The organism is Psychrobacter sp. GW64-MNA-CIBAN-0177 (assembly GCF_040309585.1).
Taxonomy (GTDB): Bacteria; Pseudomonadota; Gammaproteobacteria; order Pseudomonadales; family Moraxellaceae; genus Psychrobacter; species Psychrobacter okhotskensis.
The window spans coordinates 24,498-45,839 of the sequence record NZ_JBEOOY010000004.1; the positions used below are offsets into that span (position 1 = coordinate 24,498).

Here is a 21,342-nt window from a genome sequence, read left to right on the forward strand (position 1 = left end):
GCCTCTTTGCAAACGTTATATGATAAAATTTTTAGTCATAAGAGTCATAGGTACTGTTAAGTAAGATACCTTAAATAATAGCTCACAGCTTTACAACCGTTAGTTAAGAATCGGGTTCACAACCATACCTGTTTTACGTTATTATAGTCGGTACTCTGATATAGGTTGATTATACTCGACACTTTGTCCTTTATACTCTCTCGAATCTATAGAAACGCCTAAAAACTCTCAGCCTCTACCCCTCAAGGAAAAAGTATGAAACGTGTCATTGCATTGACTGGTCTGACTTTTGCTATTGGAATAGCCAGCATGGGCGCCCAAGCAGCCGATTATGTCGCCGGAAAAGACTATCGCGTGCTAGACAATCCAGAAAAAATCACTGGTGATGCTATTATTGTCCGTGAGTTTTTTTGGTATGGTTGCCCGCACTGTAACGCGCTTAATCCTCATATGGAAAAATGGGCAAAAAATAAAGACAAAGATGTGGCTTTCTTCAAAACTCCAGCAGCGCTCAACCCTGTTTGGGAAGCCAGTGCCCGTGGTTTTTATGCCGCTCAGCTGTTAGGCTATGAAAACAAAACCCATGATGCGCTCTTTGATGCGATTCATAAAGATGGCAAAAAGCTGTTTGATCAAGCCTCATTAAGCAAATGGTACGCAGCCCAAGGCGTTGACCAAAAGAAATTCAACAGCCTTTATAACTCATTTGCTGTAGGTACCAAAATCGGTCGCTCACAAGCAGGCGCTAAGCGCTATCAGCTGTCTGGTGTACCAGCCGTTGTGGTACAAGGCAAATATGTCGTCACTGGTGGAGATGCCAAAGTACCTAAAGTGGTTGATTACTTAGTTGATAAAGCACGTGCCGAGAAAAAATAAGCGTTAATTATATTTAATTAAACCGTATTAACGCTGTACTAAAAAAGCCAATCATTAACGATTGGCTTTTTTGTATTTGCATTTTGATAAGCTTATTTTTCAGTACAGTTATTAGTAGTTGTGCAGATAATCGCTATGCTGCTATTGGTATAGTGAGTGAAAAGTAATATAGAAACATCTACACTCGGTTGCCTTGTACTACTTTTAAATTGAATCAACTATAGAATAACTAGCCTTTTAAATCCGATAAGATGGTCACTTCGCGGATATAGCTGGCCAAATCTGCTTTAGACTCCAGCATCAGCTCATCATCCTGCGTGTGCTTGGCGTATTCAATCCAAAGCAATAATTGATACAGGCTATTACGCTCAGAGACTTTATATTGTTTGACAAACTGCTTTAGCGTGCCTTCGTCATTGATATTTAGACGTTCAGACCAGCTTTCTATTTTAGAGACTTGTTCTTTTGGAAAGTAAGCATCGAATAAGGCTTTTACCAATTCATGGCGGTTTTCTTCGCTGATCAATTTACCGACGCGCTTGGTCTGTCTAATACGCGCATTGGCACTGGTAATGTCTGCTAATGCCATCAACTCCGCCATAAAATAATCACTGGCTGGCAAGTTTTTGAGCTGTTTTTTCGATAAGCTGGCGAGGGGTATCGATAATTGTTGCAAGCGCTCATGGGATTTTTTGAGTTCTGTGCGCGAGACGCGCATATCATGTTCTGACCAGTCAATCATAAAAGCGTTCCAAAATAATAAAATGAATAGATTCTTTAGCCATTGATAATCACTACCAACGACTTTTTTCGCGATGTTTCGCTACAACTTTCACGCCTTGCGGCATTGCAGCAGCCAGACGTCGCTGTAAGATATCGGTAATAAATACGGAGCGGTGCTTACCGCCCGTGCAGCCAATCGCTACTGTCACCGTATGGCGGTTATTGTGTAAAAAGTCGGGCAGCCAACGACTTAAAAATTTATCGAGATCATCGGTCATCTCAGCCACTTCTGGATAATCTGCAAAGAATGCGTCGACTTCAGAGTCAAGACCAGTCAAGGCGCGTAGCTCAGGATTCCAGTGTGGATTTGGCAAAATCCTAACATCAAATATAAAGTCAGCATCCACTGGGTTACCGTACTTAAAGCCAAAAGACAGCAAATTAATGACAATTTGATTGTCCATACCGACATAAGCACGCAGTGTGTCTTTGAGCTGATGGATATTCAGCATACTAGTATCAATTTTGATATCGGCATGGCTGGCAATAGGTTCTAACAGCTCAACCTCTTTTTTGATCGCGGCCGGTAGATTAAAAGCAATATGCCGAGCATTATCACTGTCAATATCTTGTGACATTAACGGATGGACACGGCGCGTCGCATTAAAGCGTGCGACCAAAGTGCTCTCTTGCGCGGTCACATATAGCACTTCAACAGCCTGCTTACCATAAGTCTGTTTTAGGATAGCATGGGTCGCTGCAAAGTTAGACAAATCAGCGCGCGGCGTCCGAATATCCACACCAAGGGCGATACGCTTAATACCACTATCGCTGACCAGTTTCTTAGCAGCATCAGGCACTAACGACAAGGGTAGATTATCAATAGAATAATAACCCAAATCTTCTAAGATATTTAATACAGACGTTTTACCCGAGCCGGAACGACCCGATACGACTAAAATACTTAGCCGCTCATCGTTCGGGGCAGCAAGCATTTTCTGCTCTGCTTTCTCGTTGCTTTTACTGTTTTTTTTACTGTCGCTTTTATCGTTACTGGCATCCATGATCCGTTACCCTGTCCATTGCATCCGTCAAATTACTGTGTCATAACGGTTAATGTACCGTTACTACTTGGTTGTCCAACAAGCGTGCCCGCCCTAGCCAAGCCGCGACGAGGATAATCAAATTCTCGTTTTCCACATTAAAAACTTCGGCATCATTAATGACCGATTTCAGCGCATCTGTTTTTACTTCTAGATAGTCAATGTTGAAGCCAGCGTTACTAATACGCTGAGACGTCTCTGCAAGTAACGCTTCAAATTCTGGCATACTCAGTTTATTACTCATTAACTGCTGTGCTAGACGTTGCAGCTCTGCATGAAGCACGGGGGCTGTTTCTCGCTCAGCTGCGCTCAAGTATTGATTGCGCGAAGATAGCGCCAAGCCGTCAGCAGCACGCACAATAGGCGCACCAACAATCTCAATGGGATAGCTTAAATCACGCACCAGTTGCTTAATGATGGCTAATTGCTGGTAATCTTTTTGTCCAAATACTGCCACACCAGGTTGCACGATATTAAATAACTTGGAGACAACAATGCCCACACCATCAAAGTGCCCAGGGCGCGATTGACCACATAATTGCGTGGTAATGCCGCCAGCAAGAACAGAGGTCGGTGGCGGCATTACTGGGTACATCTCAGCGATACTTGGGGCAAAGACATAGTCCGTACCAACTGTTGCTAGCTTGGCGACATCTTCATCTAATGTGCGTGGATAACTCTCAAAGTCCTCTCCTTCCCCAAACTGGGTAGGATTGACAAAAATACTTACCACCACGATATCGGCATACTGTTTAGCAATGCTGACCAGCTCAAGATGACCTTCATGCAGGTTGCCCATCGTTGGTACTAAGGCAATACGCTGAGCGCTATCTGGCTTATCATTTCTTTGACCACGATAAGGCTGTAGCGCGGCGCGCAACTCTGAAATCTGCTGATAAATGATTGGCATCGTTAAATATTCTTCTACTGATAATCGTAAAAACCAAAAGACTTATTAATACTAGCGCTACAGACTAGCTAAATTGGTGCTGCTCTGTTGGGAAACTGCCTTCGCGTACCGACTGCTGATAAAGGGCAAAGGCGCCTTCAATACTGCGCGCACTGTTACGATCATCAGTTAAAAAGTCATGGACAAAGCGCGGCACGCGTCCATGCACCATACCCAGCATGTCATGCATGACCAATACTTGACCATCCGTATCTGCACCAGCGCCAATGCCAATCACCGGTGCTGCAACCGCTTCTGTTACCGCTTTGGCGAGCTCAGCAGGTACACATTCTAATACGAGCAAGGCAGCCCCTGCAGCAACGACCGCTTTGGCATCTGCCAGCAACTTATCAGCCGCTTCATCACCGCGACCTTGGATTTTATAGCCGCCAAAAACGTTGACCGATTGCGGAGTCAAGCCAAGATGGACACAAGTAGGCGTGCCTGCTTGCGCTAAGGTCGTGACCAAATCACACAGCTCACTACCACCTTCAATCTTTATGACATGTGCGCCTGCTTGCATCAACTTGCGACTATTGGCAATCGCTTCTGGCAACGTCACATAACTCATAAATGGTAGGTCAGCTAAAATCAGAGCATGCTGATTACTACGGGCAATATTGGCTGTATGATAAGCCATATCATCAACGGTCACGGGCAACGTTGAGTCGTGACCTTGTACCACCATACCCAAGCTATCACCAATCAAAATAGTATCGATCTGTGCCTTGTCCATCATGCGTGCAAACATCGAGTCATAGCACGTTAAGCAAGTAAACTTGGTGCCTTCTCTTTTGAATTTTTTTAAAGTAGATAACGTCGTCATATGATTCTCAATTAATCTGCAATGCCTTTATTTATCAATGTTTCTAATTATCAATATTTCTAATTATCAATATCTTTAATTATCAATGTTTCTAATTATCAATATCTTTAATTATCAATATCTTTAATTATCAATATCTTTAATTATCAATGTCTTTAATTATCAATGTCTCTAATTATCAATGTCTCTAATTATCAACACTTCTAATCATCAATGTCTCTAATTATCAACACTTCTAATCATCATCGTGCCTGTGATTAGAAGCATTATCAGTCGCTCGATAATAATTGTAAGCCTGTCCGATCATGACTTTGCGGATAGCTGTCTATCGGTTTTCCTGCAATCGTCAGCTTTGGCGCGAGCTCTCGCAGCGGTATCAGGACAAAATTACGCTCAAGCAGTCCAGCGTGCGGTATGGTCAGCTGCGGCTCCGCAAGTTGTACGTCGCCATACAATAAGATATCAACGTCCAAACTACGCTCACCCCAATGACGTAAACGTGCCCGCTTAGCGTGCTCTTCTAACTGCTGGCAAAATGCAAGCAACTCAAAAGGCGGCAATATTGTCTTAAAACCAGCGACAGCATTAACAAAGTCGGGCTGGTCTTGTGGCCCCATAGGCGCTGAGGCATAAAATGAGGATACTCGAACCTCACGTATTTGCTCATGCTCTCGCAACCCTTGCAATGCCTGCTGTAAGTGCTCTACCGGCGAGCCTAACTCATTGGTTAGATTGCTACCTAAGCCCACATAACAGCTAACCCAAGTCGCCTTGTCCGTCTCGTCAGGTGTTTTATTATGACACTTAGCACTTTTATTAAAGTGATTTTTTATCATGAGCACTTTACTCTAAAACCTGCGGTTCATCACCATCATCAATATCGGTTAAGGTCGTTTATCAATACTAGACATTATCGGTACTGGGCTGACGACGACGGCGTTTCGATGGTACAGGGCCTTTATTATCAGTTACTTTAATGTCAGTTGCCTTATTGCCATTAACCTTGTCACTTGCTTTACTAGTAACTGTCTTGCTATTGGCAGACTTTGACCCTGTCGTTTTAGCTGATCTCTTAGCTTTCGCAGGCGTAGTCGCTTTATTAGTTCCTGTCTTGTTTTCTGGCGAAGCTTCTACATGCTCTACCGTTTTCTCAGCTTTAGTATTAGCATTACTAGCAGGTTGAGCAGCTGGCTTAGGCGCTTTCTTCGCGTATTGCTTAGCAGTTTGTCCGTTATCGCTAGTTGGCGACTTTTCTGCCGTGCTTGCACTATTATCAACGTCTACCGTAGGCTCACGGCGACGACGCTTATGCGGTATCGGCTCGTTATTCATACTGACTAGCGCCGGTGACCTTGCCACCGAACGGGTCGGATAACTATTGGCTGCAGGTGACGTAACCTCTGGTTGTTTATCCTTAGGTTGCTGAGCCTTATTTGAGCGATCAGCTTTACCATCAGCTTTACCATCAGCTTTACCATCAAAATTAGCATTCTGACTAGGTAGATCTTTCTCAGCTGTTGGACTCGACATCACTGCTTTTTTCTGCACGGACTCTTGACGAGGCTTAGGCTTATCAGCACTTGCTAGCTGCTTTTGTAATGGCGGCACGACTTTTTCATGCTCGATCACAAACAATGGCGCAGGCTTGGAATGATGGCGCTTATTTGCCGCTCGGTTACCGCTACTAGCAAGAGACAACTGCTGTAGCTGAGCAAGCTCATTACTGTCTTGTTTGACCTGCTGCGCGTTATAACCTGTGTCTTTACTGCTGTCAGATTGCTTAGCAGCTGTAGACTGGCTGGCGGCCCGGCGACGACGTGATGGGATATTTGACGCATCGTTCACCACGTTCTGCTCATTGCCATTTTTTTCAGTGCCATTTCTTTCAAGGCCATGCTTTTCAGTGCTGCCATTGGCTTTGCTACGCTTAGTGTTTTGTTGATTAGATACCGACTCATCGGCTGTATTTGATTCTGGCTTTTGACGATTACGTCCGCGTCCACCACGCTGCCCTTTTTTATAGGCGCCGCGACGAATATTTTCATCAAACTCATCAATCGCTTGTTCCTGCTCTGATACAGACAAGGTTTGATAAGTTTGCCACCAGTCGCCCATGTCGTTGGTCGATTCTGATAATGGATGCTCAGCATCACCGCACTGCTCACGCAATAATAAAAAGTCAAAGCCTGCACGGAAGCGAGGATGCTCAGAGAGCTGGACGATTTGCTTGCTACGCGGGGCTGCAAGTTTTGGCTGCAATATCCAAATATCACGGATAAATTGCTCAGCAAATTTAGGAATAGCGGTTTTAATACGTTGACGGTCAATGACCTTGCCAGCCGCATGCATCTGCGCTTCAGCAAATGGCATATTGCGCTTTTTAGCTTTTTCTAACTGATGCAGATAGTTTTCCCATAATATGGCTGCATAGAAAAATGCTGGATTGATACTTTTGCCCGCTGCAATGCGTTTGTCAGTATTAATGGCCACTTGTTTCACTAAAGCGCTAGGCTCAGAAGGCGGATAAATAATTAAACTATCAATCGCGCCCGACTCAAATAATAGCGGTAATAATGGCACCAAATAACCACCGGTAAACATCTTTTGCGTTTCATCATAGAGGCGATGCGGAGAGATTTGCTCAAGCAGTGCCCAGTTACCATCATGAAACTGATCGGCTAACTCGTCATCAAACTCAAAACCGAGCTTGGCTTTAAAACGTAACGCCCGCAATAGTCTTACCGGATCTTCTTCGATACGAACGGGCGCATGGCCTAATAGGCGAATGATTCTATTATCAATGTCTTCAAGCGCACCGCAAAAATCATGAACCACACCTTTTAGTGGCTGATAATAAAGCGCATTGATCGAAAAATCACGACGAGAGAAGTCTTGTTGGATATCGCCCCAAACGTTATCACGCAGAATCATACCGTCTTGATTGGTGGTACCACTGCTGGTGGGCGGACCACGAAAGGTAGCGACTTCGATCAGCTCACGACCTGAATACACATGCGCCAACTGAAAGCGGCGACCGATAATGCGGCAGCGCTTACCAAAGACGTCTTTGATCTCATGCGGCTTGGCATCAGTGACAGCGTCAAAGTCTTTTGGGCGCAAACCCAATAAAGTGTCACGCACACCGCCGCCGACGATATAGGCGTCAAACCCTGCTCGGGTTAAGGTGGCAATTACTTCAGTAATGGAATTGGGTAATTCAGATTTATTCAGTTCTAACTGCTTGGCGGCACGCTCGGCCATGCATCTACTCCTCGCCGGTATTCTTTAACCACCCCTGATCAACACAGCGTTTATCAGGCGGATGTAACTGCTAGTTTAACAAATTTTGCGCGTGGTAGGTGCGTTATGACATTTAGTTACGTGCTATTTTGTCAATATTGGGATTAATTAATGCAAAATAATGCTATTAATCTTGCACGCGTAAACGGGCTCGATTTTTCTCAATCGTTTTTACGCCAATACCTTTAACCTTTGCTAACCCATCAACGCTCTTAAAATCGCCAAACATGTCGCGATATAAAATAATCGCTTGGGCTTTACTACTACCAATCCCGTTTAATGAAACGAGCTCACCTTCACTAGCACGATTGATATTGATGGTAGATTGATCGCGCGCTTGAGTTTTAGCATTCTCTTGTGCTAAAAGGTACGCATAAGCGCTTTGTGGATTATCAAAACAGGGCGCGGCGTGTGCATTGCTAAAAGTCAGGATAATCAAGGCTAGACAACAAGCAGCGCTAGATATTAAGCTGTTCAAACTGGTAAACCCAGCAAACGAGACTTTATGATAAGCGTTCATGACGATCGTTCATATCGTTTCGCCGCTTCCCATAATGCATCCATTTCTGTTATATCGCTGTCCTCTAAACGCTTGCCAGCCGCAGCCAAATGCTCCTCAATATAGCCAAAACGTGATTTGAATTTATGCACACAAGTAAGGGCAGCTGTCTCAGCATCAAGGTTCAATTTACGCGCAACATTGACCAGCGCAAACAGGCAATCGCCCAGCTCTTTTTCAATCTCTCTGATATTGGCTTTGTTTACGTCATATTTGTCAGCTTCTTTAGACATATCTGTTTTAGACGTATTTGTCAGCTCACTCTTTAGCTCGGCAATCTCTTCATCCAACTTATCAAATGCGCCTGCTACGCCTTCCCAATCAAATCCAAGTTTTGATGCCTGCTTTTGTACATCCTGCGCCTGCATGAGCGCACTGCCCGCTTTGGTATTGTCTAGACGACGTTTGGGTTTACCACGTGCCTCGCGCGCTTGCTGCTCCTCTGCCTTAATCTCATCCCAACGAGCTTTTACCGCCACGTCATCTTCAAGACTTTCAGCCTCAAACACATGCGGATGACGGCGAATCAGCTTTTCTTGTAAAGTAGTCATGACATCGCCCATATCAAAGCGCCCTTGCTCCGCGTACATCTGGCAATGAAAAACCACTTGCAGCAGCACATCACCAAGCTCGCCTTTGATATCTTCATCATCATCGCTTTGTACCGCTTCACCAAGCTCATAAGCTTCTTCGATGGCATACGGAATGAGGCTATGACTGCTTTGCTTTTTATCCCACGGACAGTCGGCGCGCAATCTTGCCATCAGTGTCAACAGGTCATCAAGTTGCCCGCTTGCTTTTGGCGTGCCTTGCACAGGTTCAGGTGCTGCGATTTTGTTTTCTACAGTACTCATAAAAGGTGCTCTTATACTTTTCGTTGTTATTGAATAGAGTCACGTTAACTTAATAACGATTTTGTCATTAGTGTAGCATTGAACGCTTAATAGCCTATAATTGTGCTATCTACTTTATTATTTTATCACTGCTCACGCGCAAGGAATTTTATCATTATGTCTACGTCTGCGACCACTAACTATCAGCCAGCGACTGAATTCAATCCTATTATTATCGATTCATTTAAAGCCTATGATATTCGCGGTGAGCTTGGGGTAAATCTCGATGAAGCCATTGCTTACCGTATTGGTCGCGCCTTTGCGCAGATTTTGTTTCAGCGCTATCACGCAGCATCTGATCAAAAGAGTGATCTGGCAGCACTAAAACCTGCCATCGTTATCGGTAGTGATATTCGCCATTCAAGCGAGCAATTAAAACAAGCGACTCTCAAAGGTATGCTAGATGCAGGTGTTGATGTCATTGATTTAGGCATGAGCGGTACCGAAGAAGTGTATTTTGCCACCAGTCACTATCAAGCATTAGGCGGCATCGAAGTCACTGCCAGTCATAATCCTATCAATTATAATGGCTTAAAACTGGTTAAGGAACATTCAAAACCCATTAGCGCCGATGATGGCTTAGCAGAGATTCAAGCATTGGCAGAATCTGGGCAATTTACCACTGAAAACCAATCAGGAACGTTGCAATTATTGACTGATAAAAGTGCTTATGTTAATCACGTCATCAGCTTTATAGATACCGATAAATTAAAACCGCTTAAACTGGTTATTAACTCAGGCAATGGTAGTGCAGGCCCCGTGGTTGATTTATTAATTGACAAGCTGGCACAAGCGGGCGCACCGATTGAAGTGATTAAACTGCATCATACGCCAGACGGCAGCTTCCCCAATGGCATCCCCAATCCTATGATTGAAGCCAACAGAGTAGCGACTCAGCAAGCCGTTTTGGAAAACAAAGCCGATCTTGGTATTGCCTTTGATGGCGACTTTGACCGCTGCTTTTTATTCGATGAACATGGTGAATTTATTGATGGTAGCTACATCGTTGGAATGCTCGCGCAAGCCTTTTTAAATAAATACCCAAACGAGTCAATCGTTTATGATCCACGAGTGATATACAATACTGAAGCGGTAATTAAAGAACACCATGGCGAGGCCGTCATCAGTAAATCCGGACATTCATTCATTAAGCAAGTCATGCGTGACTCTGGCGCGGTCTATGGCGGTGAGATGTCCGCCCATCATTATTTCCGCGACTTCTTCTACTGCGATAGCGGTATGATTCCGTGGCTGCTAACGATTGAGCTATTATCCATCACGGGTAAGACGCTGTCTGAGTTGGTCACTGGCTATATTGCAGCTTATCCCAGCTCGGGCGAGCTTAATTTTCGTCTCACAACAAATGATGCGTCGACGATTATTAACGCTATTGAAGAAAAATTTAGCCACGAAAATCCAACCAAATCGACCCTTGATGGCTTAAGCCTAAACTTTGATGAGTGGCGCTTTAATCTACGTGCCTCCAACACCGAGCCACTGATCAGATTAAACATTGAAAGTCGTGGCGATGAAGAATTGTTAACTATTAAAACTCGAGAGATTCAGCAGTGGCTAGCGGTGCAAGGTGCTGTACCAGCGTAAACGAATACGATTTAATACGCCCTAATTAAAGCCAAAAAAAAGCTCGCTGATAATTATCAACGAGCTTTTTAAATAACAGAAAAACTTGAATAGCGCTATAGTCAAAATACCCTAAAACGCGACGGTATTGCTGATATCAATTTTTTGTAGCCTCTGTCTGCGTAGGCACAGCCAGCAAGAAAAATTGATATCAGTAGTGCGTCATGTATCGATATTGCTTTTCACTGACTATATTTAGACCGACCAATACCCAAATAGTCACCCACTAAACTATCTATCTGCGAGCGTGTCAGTGCATTTTGCGCATCAAATATTGGCATCGCTTGCTGATTGATTTTGGCAATATCTAGCTGATCTCGTGGCGACCAACTGACAATAAAGATAGCCTGAGCATCATCGATTTGACCATAAGGATCAGCCATTAATTTAAGTAATGGTTGCTGCTGATAAAGCGCGGCAAGCTCATCTTGAGCTTTATCGCTATAGACCAAAGTACGAATATTATAAGACCACAGCAATGCTAGTAATGGATGTATGGCTGAGCCTGCGGTACGTCCCGATCCTGATTTATAACTACCGCCCCAAACCATCACCGTTTTATTATCTATAAAACCATCAAAATATTGCCAAAATTTACGGAATATCAGCTCTTTTTGGTCTTCGTTGATGTGCATGACTGACTGCAACAGGGGCATATCTAAACTGTGCGTTTGGCTAGACTGCTGCAACTTAGCAAGCTCAGTCGGTAGGGTGTTACCGCCAAAGCCCCAACCCGCTTGCAGATAACTGCTACCAACGCGCGCGTCTAGCCCCATGATACGACTGACTTGTTTGATATCGACCTGTTGACTGTCCGCCAAGCGTGACATCTCATTCATAAAACTCACTCGCGTCGCCAGCATCGCCATAATACTGCTACGGGCAAACTCTATGGTTGCGATATCAGCGTGATGGGCGGCGCGTGCGTGCTGCATTAAAGGCTGCAGTATATTTAGATGGTGGCTACTGTTGGCGGTTTTTTCACCAAGCAACCACAATGAAGGGTTCAGCATCGAGCTATAAGCATCGCCGTCCTGCAAAAATACAAACGGCACATAGTAGACCCATGCACGCTGCAAACGCTGAGCCAGTGCTGAGACAACGCCTAGTTTTTCAATACCGCTCATAAGCACAGGTAGCGACTGCTGATGACTGTGATTGAAGGCGGTAATCCAATTGTCTTCTGCCCATGCTGGCTTGATACTGTCTAAAAACAACCAATAAAGCGCAACGTTGCTTGCTTCGCCACGTTCACTGTCCTCATTGCTCTCATTGATATGACGACTATCACTAAAATTTGCCCTTTCATAGTAATGAATCAACGTGTCGGCGCTATCTGGTAATGCTTGACTGCTAATAACCTGCTGCTGCTCATACATCTGCCATAGCGCTTGCAAATGATGCTCAAAACCATACTGTTTTATTTGCTGTGTCAATAGTTCACTATTTGCATACAAATGCACGCGCTGACCTAGACTTGCCAGCACTACCGCACTGGTAATGGCTTCAATACTATGGCCAATAAGTACACAAACTGGCTTGCTTCTCATACTTTGTGCTGTAAATGCATGCGTATATTTAGCCGTATTGTCGTTTATAGAATCAGCGCTCATGAGTTACCCTTTTAACTGTATTACGTATCGGCAGCCGTATTAAGACAGCTGTCTAATGTGTTGTAGCAGCTGGTCCGTAGAGGTATCGAATTGACCCTCGGTTTCTTTCTGCATGGCTTGATGCACGGACTCTGCCATTTGCTTGCCCATCTCGACACCCCACTGATCAAACGGGTTAATATCCCAAATGCTGGCCATGACATAGACCTTGTGTTCATAGAGCGCAACCAAAGCCCCTAAGCTATGCGGCGTTAGCTCGTCGATCAGTAGCGTGGTTGACGGCTGATTGCCACGGTAGTATTTATATTTTTCCGCAGCAGACGCTACTTGCACCTCGGACTCTTGGAGCGCTGCATTACCAAAGGCCAATACTCGGCTTTGTGCCAAACAATTGGCTAGCGACAGCTCATGCTGCTGCTGTAATGGCGCGTTTTGCGATTGACCACTATAACGGCGCACACAAGCAATAAAGTCACACGATACCTGCTGTGTACCTTGATGTAGCAACTGATAAAAAGCATGCTGCGCATTAGAGCCAATCTCGCCCCACAGAATCGGACAAGTATCATAATCAATATGATCACCGTGCTGAGTGACCGACTTACCATTACTCTCCATCTCAAGCTGGGTTAGGTAGCTTGGCAAATAGCTAAGACGACCATCATAAGGCAATACGGTATGAGCATTAACCTGTAAAAAAGTACTGTTCCAAACAGCAAGCAAGCCTAATAATACTGGCAAGTTTTCTGCAAAATCAGCCTGTGCAAAGTGCTCATCCATACTATGCGCACCCGCTAATAACGCTTTAAACCCTGCCATACCGATACGAATGGCAATAGCAAGACCAATCGCCGACCATAAAGAAAAGCGACCACCGACCCATTCCCAAAGCTGCAGCTGATGCTCAGGATGAATACCCCAAGCACTCATTTTTTCACTATTAGCAGATATACCAATAAAGTGGCGACGTAACACACTGTCTTCCGTACCAGCGCGCAGCTTGGCGGTGGCAAGCAACCATGACAATGCCGTCTTAGCATTGGATAAGGTATCAATGGTACCAAAGGATTTGGAGGAGATAATAAATAAGGTGGTTTCAGGATTTAAATGCTTCAGCAAGTTATCAAGCTGAGTACCATCCATGTTTGAGACGAAATGTACTTCAATCTCAGTATCTGCCCATTCATCGAGCGCCGCAGTCGCCATCAGTGGCCCAAGATCAGAGCCACCAACGCCAATATTCACCACATCAGTAATCGCCTTACCCGAAAACCCGCGCCATGTACCACTACGGACACGCTCGGATAATCTGGCTACTTGCGAAAGACTCTGATGCACATCCGCGACGACATCTTGACCATCAAGCTGTAGCGTTGCTGTTTCTGGGAGACGTAGCGCTGTATGCAAGGCGGCACGCGCTTCACTGGTATTGACCATCGCGCCTTGTAATAGCGCTTTAATACGAGCCGGTAAATCACAACTATCAGCAAGACTCAACAGATTAGCTAATACTGTCTCGTCAATACACTGCTTGCTATAGTCCATATATAGCGCACCAGCTTGCCTGCTAAAACGCGTCGCACGCTCATCATCTTGCGCAAACAAGGCTGCCAATGACCACGGCTGCTTAGCCAGACTTTGCAACTGCTGCCAATATTGAGAGCGGCGAGCACTGCTATAACGCTTATCGTCCTTTATCTCAGCCATCAGCTATTCATCTTCTGCTAATTGCTGCTGGGCAAAATAAATAAACGCCTGCATATATGAGCGCATATCGCCTGCATCATAACTATCGCCGCGCATGGTCGTCACATTGACGCCGTATTCACTGATCAAGGCATCAATAGCATCGGTCAGCTGAATCTCACCACCAACCGACGCTTTGGTATTTACCAAATAATCAAAGATTTGATTGCTAAACACATAGCGACCAACCACTGCTAAGCGTGAAGGGGCATCTGCTAAGCTAGGTTTTTCTACAAAGCCAGCGACTTTAAAGCTAGCATTAACCTCTGCTTTGTCATTGATATCGCCCGCATTGCTATACGTTTCATTTAATTGGGCGATACCGTACTTATGCACGTCTTCATCAGCAACTTTATCGACCAATATCTGTGAATGACTGTCTTTAGCAAAAGCATCAATCATAAAAGCTAAGTTATCAGCAGTCATATCACCCGTAAAAGGATCGAGCACCACGTCGGGCAATAATACGGCAAAATCATGCTCGCCTATAATAGGGCGCGCAGCGAGTACCGCATGTCCCAAACCTAGCGGTTTGCCTTGACGTATCATAGACACCGTTACATCGTCTGGTAACCAGTTTAAGCTATCGGCTAGCTCGTCTTTACCTTTTTGGCGCAACTGGTTATCCAGCTCAGCATTGATATCGAAGTAGTTTTCAATCGCGCTTTTTTGTGCATGCCCGACCAAAACAATATGTTTGATACCGGCTGCTATCGCCTCTTCAACCACATAATGAATAGCGGGGCGATTACCAAGTGGTAATAGCTCTTTTGGCACAGATTTAGACAATGGCAACATACGGGTACCAAAGCCTGCAACAGGGATGACGGCGTGAGTTATTTTGTTCATATTTAAGGCAACATTAAAATAGAAGGGTAATATAAAAATAATGAGTCAATAGTAAGGTAACTATAAATCAATAAACTCAATAATGCGTTGTAACCATTTATCATAATTGTAATTTTGTAGTACAAATAAAATCTCTAAATGATTATTAAATTACTTCATGAAAAAGAGCTTATCATCTAACAAACTATAATATAATTTATATTCGCGTTATATATTACTTTTTTAACTCAATCAATAACTTAACTTTCTCCTAGTTTTTATTTATTACTATTTAAGTCTGGAAGTTGTTTTAAGTTTCTTTTCAGATCTGGGAATTGCTTCAAAGCTCTTTGTCCATAGTCATCAAGGTTTCCTACTTCAATATGCTCTGAGGCATAACGTGTAGCATTCTGATCTAAAATCCATGAATAATTTTCTTCAAGTCCCATTCCTACATAATCAGTCAATAGTTCACAATATAGTCTCCCTTTCTCATCATTGCATATATAAATATTACCTGCTAAGTGACTCCTACCAGATAGCATAGAAAATAATCCTGAAGTAATAGGCTGATAAACACTATACTTACCATTCCTAAAAACCTCCAAATAACTCTCAAAATCACCAACGACTAATTGGTCAATATCGCTTATAAATATATTATTACTATAGGTATTTATTAAATGCTTTGCCAAATAAAATCTCGCACAAGCGTAAACTGTTCTATTTATAACTGTAGATTTTATCCAGAAAAATTTGTAGTTATTAGGAACTTCCGTTTTCAATAAGTTTGCAATAGTCTTAATGATAGCTTGATAGTTATATATACAGTGTTCATACTCATTTTTATCGTTAGTGACTATCCCGAAATTAAGAGTTAAGTTTTTAAGATAAAAGCTCGCATGTGCCCAGCTTGTAGCAAACATTTGAAAATAACTTACATCTGAAGAAAAACATATATTTACTAAGTGCTCTGAATTTATTAGATCACTACCTTTTTCACTATAATTATCTAATATTTTGTAACTTTTATTAATTCCAATTATATTAGGATAATAGGTGGATAAAGCGTCTATTTCTAAGAAACCATTTATGAAACTCTTACCTATTTGCAAAACTTGTTGATAGCAATCAAAGGCTTCATTACGATCATATAAGCTAGCTATATGCCCTTTAGTAACGAGAACACCTGTTTTAAAACCTATTAGGTTTTCTTGATCAAATTTATACTTTTCAATAACTTCTACAATCCATTTATCGTCTGACTGTTTGGATATTAAAGTGCTTTCAGTCCTTACTATTCTTTCAGCATAGTCTGTCATTAAAGTAATTTGAGTATAGCAATGTGCAATAGTGTTACTAGATTGAATAAGTGTTATCGGTAAAGCATTTAAGTAAAGTTTCACCCTTTTAATTTTAGGAAGGCTTGGTGAACTTAATAAAAAATAATAATAGACTCTAAGTAGTCTTTGAAAGAAATATGTAGTTTGGTGTTCATTGAGTCTCTCTAAGTAAGGGATATCTTTTACATTTGAATCACTAAATTTAAAATCTTTAAGAAGTTTCTTTATGTCTGCTTTTGTTATATAGCTATATTTTTTAATATCTATCCACTTATTTTCTTCAGTAAATACTTGATACTTGTATTTTAAACCACTAATATTAATTTTTTCATCGAAAATTACCTCAATTTTATCTAACTTAGCGATAATTTTTTTCATAATAAAACTTTTAGACGAGTTATCATAAATAACTAATCTAACTTTTTCTTCAACACCTATTTCCTTATAAGGATTAAAAGTTCTTTTCTTCATAGCTTGTCTCTCTTGATAGTTCATTAAAAGACTGTTTTCAATAGTATTTAGTAAATTGAAAGAAAAATAACACATAGTTAATTAAATTGACTATGATGAGAGGAGTTGATTAAACAAGGAAATAAAAATATTAGAACACTATCTTCATTAATTAAAATCTTGCTAAAGAATGATTGTATATAGTCGATCCTAAATAAAACTAGCGCAACCTATATAGCCGAGGCACTTTAAAAACAATATGGTACTACTAGTATGAATTTTCCTTACTGGCTGCTTGCATGTACTTCACAATAACTACATTAAATTTACTTTATTCTCACCTTGTCTTTTTTTGTATTAATTTGGATACAATATGAGAACAAACCATTCCTAAATTGTTACCTACGAATCAACAAAATTGATAATGCGCTGTAACCATTTATCATAATTATAATTTTGTAGTACATGGTCGCTGGCATAACGCATCATCTCTTTTTGCCGCTTGGTATATCCTTTGGATAATTGCGCAAACAATTCATCCGCTTGTTCTTTATTATCAATGACTTCACACATACCTTCAAAGCGGGTACTGACTGCTAAGCTTGGATTGGTAATCGCTAAACGTCCACAAGCCATGATTTCAATCAGACGACGAGAGAACATACTAGCAGAATCAGTTACCGTGTTAACGTTTAGGCAGTGCGAATACTGCCTAAATAGCGCACCAGTTTGATCATAAGGTACAGCAGGTTTAATAGTCATATTCGGTACGTCAGGATAGCGATAGAGGTCAGACTTACGATCAGAGTTACGGTCGACGATGGTAAGCCCATAAGGAGAGGCTGCCGTAAATGTCATGTCCTGCCATTGGCGGCGTGCATCATGGATATGATGGCTGTAGCTACCGACAAACAGGCTTTGGTTATAACGAGGGGGTAAATCGGTGGGATGATGAAACTTAGGCTGCACCGCAAAGGGTAGCACTCCTACTTTCACACTGTTACCTAATATAGCTTGGTAACGTTCAACGCAGTTTGAATCAACCGTCAGTACATACTTAAATAAACTGGCAGAGTCGATAAAACGATTAAAGTGAGCACCGTCCTCTTTATTCCAAAATACAGCAGGAATATTGTATTTATCCGCTAGCTCTAAGAGTTTGCGCAGCTCGACATTACTGCGATCGGGATAATCAGGATAATTGGCTATCTTATATCGCCATCTATCCTTATAGCCGCGCCATGCTGACTCTACTAAGATAATGTCAGGCTTATGTCTTTTCCAAAGCTGGTACTGAAGCTGTTGTTCAACTATTTTGAAAAAATTTTCTTCATGCAAAGACTGGGAAGTCAAATCGTCACTTATCAGTGCTAACTTTAGCAAAATAAAATCCTATGTTTTAAAAACAAAGTAAAGTTTGATATTTTTCGATAATATATGTTAAATAATTTTTCTTAATTACATAGCTCCATAAAAATTAATAAGAAGCAATCCATGTTAATATTATATTTATTTATATATAGTCTCCATCCCTAAGAAATGAATATAGATAATTCCAAGTCCCACACTAATAACGTCACTATCTATTTTCGAATTGATTAGCCACAAGATTTTGACAAAATGGAAATTTCTCATATAAATTTTCAATATCTGTTGAAGGCTGTTTTCTCAGTTTTGCTTCACGTGCCTTATTATTGGAAGAATCTGAATTATCGTGCATCGTTCTAATAAACATATATTCACGAGAGTCTAGAATTAAAGGTATATATAAATCTACCGTTACATGTTTTCGTGCATGGTATATAGTTCTAATCTTAGAAGATACGAAACTTCTACTAGCATATTTGTATATATTGAAGTGGCTCAACCCGATAGCTACTTTTGGAGAGTAATAGTCTACTATTTTTTCATAACATCCTGACTCAAAATCATAAAAACCTGCGTATCCATTTCCAAAACTTAAGCCAAATCCTACATTTTCCTCTTTAAAATAGGAATCCATTTTTTCAAAAAAATTATTTGCTAAAGCGTCATCATCGTCCAATCTTACAGTGGAAAACAAAACATCTTCTTGCTCCATCTCCAAATCCTTCCATAGAAAACGAGAAATATCACGTTCTTGCGTGGATAAGTAATCTACATATAACCAATCATAGTCATCGACTAAACTTTCAATTTTCTTTTTATTCCATAACGGCAAACTTTCAGAAGTTACTATAATTACCTTTATCCAATCTGAACTAAGAGCTTTGGTTTGACTTACTAAACTAGGCAAAGTTATTTTTTTAAACAGCTCTAATCGTTGTTCAAGTCGTACATTGTCAAACAATTTATCTCTATAAACTTGTAAGTCTTCATCTGCAATTTGCCAGCCTTTTGAGTTTTCAATTAGTAAACTATACCTAATTATTACATACGTCATTTTTTTCATATTTTTACCTTATATATGTAATTTTTTTAATAAACAGACATTGAGTTATTTTTTTCTGCGAAATAATATCACTCATTTAAATATGTAAGCAAATTCACATCATCTGTGTATATCTTTTTATTTCTTAATTCTAACAAAGGCTTATCAGTTAAACTATTATTAATCTTAAATCGAGTCAAGATAATCAAGTGATCATTTAATTTTTTGAAAATCTTTAACGTAGATGTTGGCTCATACTCTAAATAGTTCTTTGAAACCCACCCTATGAGTGAATTTTTAGACTCATATCCTTTATACAAATCTAAAGAAGGATAACCTTCAGAAGAGTTTGAGGAGATTTCTATATTCTTACCGTCTTTTGTATTAGCAAGAACTTTACTACCAGAGATATTGAGGTCTATATCCGTATCAAAATGCCACCACTGAATTATATTTCTATTATTAATTTGCTTATTATTAATTATACTATCTATAACATATAAATCTTCATTAGGTTTGTAAACTATAGTTCTTTCATGAATATATTGATTTACTTTATGTTCTACTTTACCTTTCAATAACCAAAATCCACCGATGAACCTTGGTTCGCCTTCAATTGCACTTCCGTAAGCGTACTCTTTAGTACGAATAGTACTTTTTCCATCTACTTCTACAGTATTGTGAGCTCGCGTACTAAGAAAATATTTACGATATTTATCACTTTGATATCCGTATTTACCAGAATCTATTAATATATCCATTCCACTCTCTTGTAGTATGAATGAAAGATCATCACCATGTTTATGATGATGACTATTAAACGAACCTTGAAAAAACAAAATTGATGATTTTTCTACTGGAATTGATTCACATGACCTAACAATCGCATAGCCATCTACACGAGCCCCAATATAATTATTGACCTTTGTATGAGGCCAACCTTCTAACTTAGGGAGTTTATTAATAGCTGAACCAGTATGTGAGTCTCCAATAGGCACACATTTATTATTAGGAAAAACTAACCAAGGTTTAGCTTGTTCACCGAGCTTAAGTAGATTTAAAATAGTTGTATCTAAGTCAATCCACCAAGGCGAATTTACCATTTTTATTATTCTCTTATGTGTAAAGAAATGGTAATCAGGTGAGTTTTCTGTATGTACGCCGTACTGTCCTAACTGAGAAGTGATCAATTTTCCCATTTGCTTGTTAGCATAATTTTTTATATCTCTAGTGTCATAAGCCTGTTTAGCATCACTATCTAGAATATAAGCTAAACTTTTAAGACCATGCAACTGAAAAAGTCCATGATTACCAGAGTTTAACTCTTTAGGATTACTAAGATGCCTTAAGTGCTCATGTAATAAATAATCTAAGTCTGATATTTGATGATCAACTTTTTTTTCATAGCACATTTTTAAGTACAAGCTAATTTTAAGGGCGCGTAAACCCGTAGACATGTCATACCATAGCCATTTGCTATCATTCCTCTTCTCAAAATTCAACCAATCATTAATAATTTCGGAAATATAATTTAGATCACCAATATCTCCTCTATTAAAGTAGGGTTCTAACATCCTCCAAGCATGTAACTGATACATCCAGTTTCTATCGCTAAAAGGGTCTGAGAGCCAATCTATAGGTATGAATAAATTATAAGGCTTACTATCCTTTCGAGGTTTGAAACCTTCCTTCTCATATAGTTCTATTGCTTCAGGTGAAGACACTATAATTTCACAATTGTTTAAGGCTACCATCTTAAGATTAGTTTCTATAGAAGAATATCTTAAATTCTCATTAACTGAAACGGAAAAGTATTTTGACTTTTTTATTGAATGGTCTTTTATATATCTGAAAAAAACTTTAACCTTTAAATCAATGGTTTTTTCTTTCTCAATATAAAATATGTGTCTGTCGTTATACTTATAGTCGTTTTTGTATATCACTTGATCATTAGCATACAAATAACAAGCACACTTTACTTGTTCATTTTCTAGTATAATTTTTACATCAACTTTGAAACCATCATAAGTAGCATCTACTATTGCCGAATCACTGATTTCTACGATTTTTTCTATTTCCATG

17 protein-coding genes are annotated in these 21,342 nt (G+C 40.8%); 2 read left to right on the forward strand and 15 right to left on the reverse strand.

Going from position 1 to position 21,342, the window contains the following annotated elements; all coding sequences use genetic code 11:
- The first annotated feature begins 255 nt into the window (after window positions 1–255).
- Window positions 256–876, forward strand: coding sequence for a thiol:disulfide interchange protein DsbA/DsbL (locus AAEY79_RS03985; RefSeq protein ID WP_025651121.1), 621 nt, complete (start codon window positions 256–258; stop codon window positions 874–876).
- A gap of 229 nt (window positions 877–1,105) precedes the next feature.
- Here the strand turns inward: AAEY79_RS03985 and yjgA are convergent, their stop codons facing one another.
- The 8 genes from yjgA to mazG all read right to left on the reverse strand — a co-directional run bounded on the left by yjgA (window position 1,106) and on the right by mazG (window position 9,190).
- The gene (gene yjgA, locus AAEY79_RS03990; protein ID WP_101212158.1) at window positions 1,106–1,618 is read right to left on the reverse strand and encodes a ribosome biogenesis factor YjgA; all 513 of its coding nucleotides are present in this window, start codon (window positions 1,616–1,618) and stop codon (window positions 1,106–1,108) included.
- A gap of 52 nt (window positions 1,619–1,670) precedes the next feature.
- On the reverse strand, window positions 1,671–2,594 hold the full coding sequence (gene rapZ / locus AAEY79_RS03995; protein WP_037024744.1) for an RNase adapter RapZ: 924 nt from the start codon (window positions 2,592–2,594) through the stop codon (window positions 1,671–1,673).
- Between the two features lie 118 nt (window positions 2,595–2,712).
- Complete coding sequence (gene panC / locus AAEY79_RS04000) at window positions 2,713–3,612, reverse strand: pantoate--beta-alanine ligase (RefSeq protein ID WP_201577407.1); 900 nt, start codon at window positions 3,610–3,612, stop codon at window positions 2,713–2,715.
- Between the two features lie 64 nt (window positions 3,613–3,676).
- Entirely contained in the window at window positions 3,677–4,477 is an 801-nt protein-coding gene (gene panB, locus AAEY79_RS04005; RefSeq protein WP_201577405.1) for a 3-methyl-2-oxobutanoate hydroxymethyltransferase, read from the reverse strand.
- 269 nt (window positions 4,478–4,746) lie between these two features.
- Window positions 4,747–5,313 carry a 2-amino-4-hydroxy-6-hydroxymethyldihydropteridine diphosphokinase gene (gene folK / locus AAEY79_RS04010; protein WP_201582502.1) on the reverse strand — a complete coding sequence of 189 codons (567 nt, stop codon included), beginning with the start codon at window positions 5,311–5,313 and terminating at the stop codon, window positions 4,747–4,749.
- 67 nt (window positions 5,314–5,380) lie between these two features.
- Entirely contained in the window at window positions 5,381–7,738 is a 2,358-nt protein-coding gene (pcnB, locus tag AAEY79_RS04015) for a polynucleotide adenylyltransferase PcnB (protein WP_352287331.1), read from the reverse strand.
- Window positions 7,739–7,904: 166 nt separating this feature from the next.
- On the reverse strand, window positions 7,905–8,297 hold the full coding sequence (locus AAEY79_RS04020) for a ComEA family DNA-binding protein (RefSeq protein WP_352287334.1): 393 nt from the start codon (window positions 8,295–8,297) through the stop codon (window positions 7,905–7,907).
- Window positions 8,294–9,190 carry a nucleoside triphosphate pyrophosphohydrolase gene (gene mazG, locus AAEY79_RS04025; protein ID WP_352287337.1) on the reverse strand — a complete coding sequence of 299 codons (897 nt, stop codon included), beginning with the start codon at window positions 9,188–9,190 and terminating at the stop codon, window positions 8,294–8,296. The genes AAEY79_RS04020 and mazG overlap by 4 nt, the downstream gene beginning before the upstream one ends.
- A 156-nt stretch (window positions 9,191–9,346) precedes the next feature.
- On the opposite strand from mazG, the gene AAEY79_RS04030 reads away from it, so the two are divergent.
- On the forward strand, window positions 9,347–10,831 hold the full coding sequence (locus AAEY79_RS04030) for a phosphomannomutase CpsG (RefSeq protein ID WP_352287340.1): 1,485 nt from the start codon (window positions 9,347–9,349) through the stop codon (window positions 10,829–10,831).
- 221 nt (window positions 10,832–11,052) lie between these two features.
- On the opposite strand, the gene AAEY79_RS04035 is transcribed toward AAEY79_RS04030, so the two are convergent.
- The 7 genes from AAEY79_RS04035 to AAEY79_RS04065 form a co-directional block, all read right to left on the reverse strand.
- Window positions 11,053–12,420 (reverse strand): UDP-glucose/GDP-mannose dehydrogenase family protein, encoded by a 1,368-nt coding sequence (locus AAEY79_RS04035; protein ID WP_407074175.1) that lies wholly within the window; start codon window positions 12,418–12,420, stop codon window positions 11,053–11,055.
- Between the two features lie 102 nt (window positions 12,421–12,522).
- Window positions 12,523–14,190 carry a glucose-6-phosphate isomerase gene (gene pgi / locus AAEY79_RS04040; protein ID WP_201566263.1) on the reverse strand — a complete coding sequence of 556 codons (1,668 nt, stop codon included), beginning with the start codon at window positions 14,188–14,190 and terminating at the stop codon, window positions 12,523–12,525.
- Between the two features lie 3 nt (window positions 14,191–14,193).
- Entirely contained in the window at window positions 14,194–15,078 is an 885-nt protein-coding gene (locus tag AAEY79_RS04045) for a UTP--glucose-1-phosphate uridylyltransferase (protein WP_352287346.1), read from the reverse strand.
- A gap of 257 nt (window positions 15,079–15,335) precedes the next feature.
- A complete protein-coding gene (locus tag AAEY79_RS04050; protein WP_352287349.1) occupies window positions 15,336–16,895 on the reverse strand; it encodes a hypothetical protein in 1,560 nt (519 codons plus the stop codon).
- 357 nt (window positions 16,896–17,252) lie between these two features.
- Complete coding sequence (locus tag AAEY79_RS04055; RefSeq protein ID WP_352287352.1) at window positions 17,253–18,233, reverse strand: glycosyltransferase; 981 nt, start codon at window positions 18,231–18,233, stop codon at window positions 17,253–17,255.
- Window positions 18,234–18,429: 196 nt separating this feature from the next.
- Window positions 18,430–19,281, reverse strand: coding sequence for a glycosyltransferase (locus AAEY79_RS04060; RefSeq protein WP_352287355.1), 852 nt, complete (start codon window positions 19,279–19,281; stop codon window positions 18,430–18,432).
- A 68-nt stretch (window positions 19,282–19,349) separates the two neighbouring features.
- A complete protein-coding gene (locus tag AAEY79_RS04065) occupies window positions 19,350–21,341 on the reverse strand; it encodes a heparinase II/III-family protein (RefSeq protein ID WP_352287358.1) in 1,992 nt (663 codons plus the stop codon).
- Between the last annotated feature and the right edge of the window lies 1 nt (window position 21,342).

What these genes read in the sequence shown, in the direction of transcription:
- AAEY79_RS03985 (WP_025651121.1), top strand. Translation starts at nt 256, where the DNA reads ATGAAACGTGTCATTGCATTGACTGGTCTGACTTTTGCTATTGGAATA.
- yjgA (WP_101212158.1), bottom strand. Translation starts at nt 1,618, where the DNA reads ATGATTGACTGGTCAGAACATGATATGCGCGTCTCGCGCACAGAACTC.
- rapZ (WP_037024744.1), bottom strand. Translation starts at nt 2,594, where the DNA reads ATGCTTGCTGCCCCGAACGATGAGCGGCTAAGTATTTTAGTCGTATCG.
- panC (WP_201577407.1), bottom strand. Translation starts at nt 3,612, where the DNA reads ATGCCAATCATTTATCAGCAGATTTCAGAGTTGCGCGCCGCGCTACAG.
- panB (WP_201577405.1), bottom strand. Translation starts at nt 4,477, where the DNA reads ATGACGACGTTATCTACTTTAAAAAAATTCAAAAGAGAAGGCACCAAG.
- folK (WP_201582502.1), bottom strand. Translation starts at nt 5,313, where the DNA reads ATGATAAAAAATCACTTTAATAAAAGTGCTAAGTGTCATAATAAAACA.
- pcnB (WP_352287331.1), bottom strand. Translation starts at nt 7,738, where the DNA reads ATGGCCGAGCGTGCCGCCAAGCAGTTAGAACTGAATAAATCTGAATTA.
- AAEY79_RS04020 (WP_352287334.1), bottom strand. Translation starts at nt 8,297, where the DNA reads ATGAACGCTTATCATAAAGTCTCGTTTGCTGGGTTTACCAGTTTGAAC.
- mazG (WP_352287337.1), bottom strand. Translation starts at nt 9,190, where the DNA reads ATGAGTACTGTAGAAAACAAAATCGCAGCACCTGAACCTGTGCAAGGC.
- AAEY79_RS04030 (WP_352287340.1), top strand. Translation starts at nt 9,347, where the DNA reads ATGTCTACGTCTGCGACCACTAACTATCAGCCAGCGACTGAATTCAAT.
- AAEY79_RS04035 (WP_407074175.1), bottom strand. Translation starts at nt 12,420, where the DNA reads ATGAGAAGCAAGCCAGTTTGTGTACTTATTGGCCATAGTATTGAAGCC.
- pgi (WP_201566263.1), bottom strand. Translation starts at nt 14,190, where the DNA reads ATGGCTGAGATAAAGGACGATAAGCGTTATAGCAGTGCTCGCCGCTCT.
- AAEY79_RS04045 (WP_352287346.1), bottom strand. Translation starts at nt 15,078, where the DNA reads ATGAACAAAATAACTCACGCCGTCATCCCTGTTGCAGGCTTTGGTACC.
- AAEY79_RS04050 (WP_352287349.1), bottom strand. Translation starts at nt 16,895, where the DNA reads ATGAACTATCAAGAGAGACAAGCTATGAAGAAAAGAACTTTTAATCCT.
- AAEY79_RS04060 (WP_352287355.1), bottom strand. Translation starts at nt 19,281, where the DNA reads ATGAAAAAAATGACGTATGTAATAATTAGGTATAGTTTACTAATTGAA.
- AAEY79_RS04065 (WP_352287358.1), bottom strand. Translation starts at nt 21,341, where the DNA reads ATGGAAATAGAAAAAATCGTAGAAATCAGTGATTCGGCAATAGTAGAT.